Annotated in this window: 2 protein-coding genes; both read right to left on the minus strand. The window is 65.4% G+C overall.

All coding sequences use genetic code 11. From position 1 onward, the window contains the following. Positions 1–412: 412 nt before the first annotated feature. Positions 413–679 (minus strand): DUF6959 family protein, encoded by a 267-nt coding sequence (locus ACIPSC_RS39020; protein WP_400835170.1) that lies wholly within the window; start codon positions 677–679, stop codon positions 413–415. Between the two features lie 117 nt (positions 680–796). Next, positions 797–1,231 (minus strand): hypothetical protein, encoded by a 435-nt coding sequence (locus tag ACIPSC_RS39025; RefSeq protein WP_400835173.1) that lies wholly within the window; start codon positions 1,229–1,231, stop codon positions 797–799. Between the last annotated feature and the right edge of the window lie 142 nt (positions 1,232–1,373).

Here is a 1,373-nt window from a genome sequence, read left to right on the forward strand (position 1 = left end):
ACCGCCCCCGCCACACCGCAAGCTCCCCAGCCCTCATACGACCAGAGAACTACCGACCACACGATGCGACAAGCCTCCTAACAAAGCACTACTAGCGGCCGAGTCGTCGCGGGGTGCCGGGCGGCCAATCAATGGAAGCCACATCATCGGCGGTCGGGTGACAGCCATACCCAGCACCCCTGGGTGCCCCGATCCTACGAATGACCGGAACAGCCCACGAAGAAAGGTATGGACCGGGTGAGCCGCCGGGTGCGGGCGGATTGCCCGAAGGACGCCGGGCGGAGGTGCCGATAGCTTGTGGTCACAGGCCCGGGCAGCCTCCCTGACAAGACGCGGCCGGGGCCCGCCTCGACGTGGACGGCACACTTGATCTGGGTCTGCCCGCGATTTCGTGACGGCTGCAGATATCCGGTCAGTAAGGTCGGGCGATGCCGTGCTCCTCCAATGCCGTGGTGTAGCGGGCCAGCAGGCAGTCGAGGTCTGCGAGGAGAAGTGCCGCCGCCTCGCGGGCTTCGCTGACGTCACCCCGGTCGCAGGCCTCCATGATCTCGGCCACCTCCGTGCGGATGACCGACAGGGAATCGCCCTGGATGAGCACACCTGGGAACCGGCGCGGGGGTAGGCGGACGACAGCGTTGTTCCCGGGATCGGTGAACAGCTCAGCAGCTATGTGTTCCACCAGGCCATCCAACAGGAGACGGAACGATCGCGACCAGCCCCGGTCTTCACGGAAGCGCGATTCCTCGGCACTGCCACCGCGGCGGCCGCCGCCATCTGGCTCCGAGAACGCGGACTCCTACGCGACCCAGCAATAGACGCCCTGGTCCTGGTGCCGGGCGCTGCTGACGAGGCCAGCCAGATCACCCACGATCGCCTCGGCGATCTCCGTGTCGATGACCTCACCGTCCTGCGCACGCTGCTGAGCCCACGAGGCGGCGACGTCACGCAACCTGGAGGGCCCAGCGTCCGCGAGTGCAGTGGACAGGCGAGGCGAGATCGCGAAGACGACGCATCCGTCGTTGCCCTGGCCGGCGACGATGCGAGGCTCACCAGCATCGACGAGTTCCTCGAAGCTGCCGCCGACGAGAAGGCATTCCCACTCGATCACCGCCTCTTCGGGATAGAAGTTGCCGAAGGAGAGCGACTCGAATGCCCGTCCCGGCCCGGTTTGGAGGGTCAGAGCCGCTGACGTGTCGTCCGGCGCCACGAAGAACTTCACGATGATGCTCACTCGGACATCATGCCTGATTGCCTACAACCCGGATTTGTCGGACAAGTCCTAGTAGTACTTCGTTAGGTTGATTTGATCTTGGCGGCTGCGGGGGTGCATGCTGCGGCCTGTGGATCTTGGTGAGGTGGAAGCGCTTCGCGGG

Origin of the sequence: Kitasatospora sp. NPDC090091, assembly GCF_044747365.1 — a bacterium.
GTDB lineage: Bacteria > Actinomycetota > Actinomycetes > Streptomycetales > Streptomycetaceae > Kitasatospora.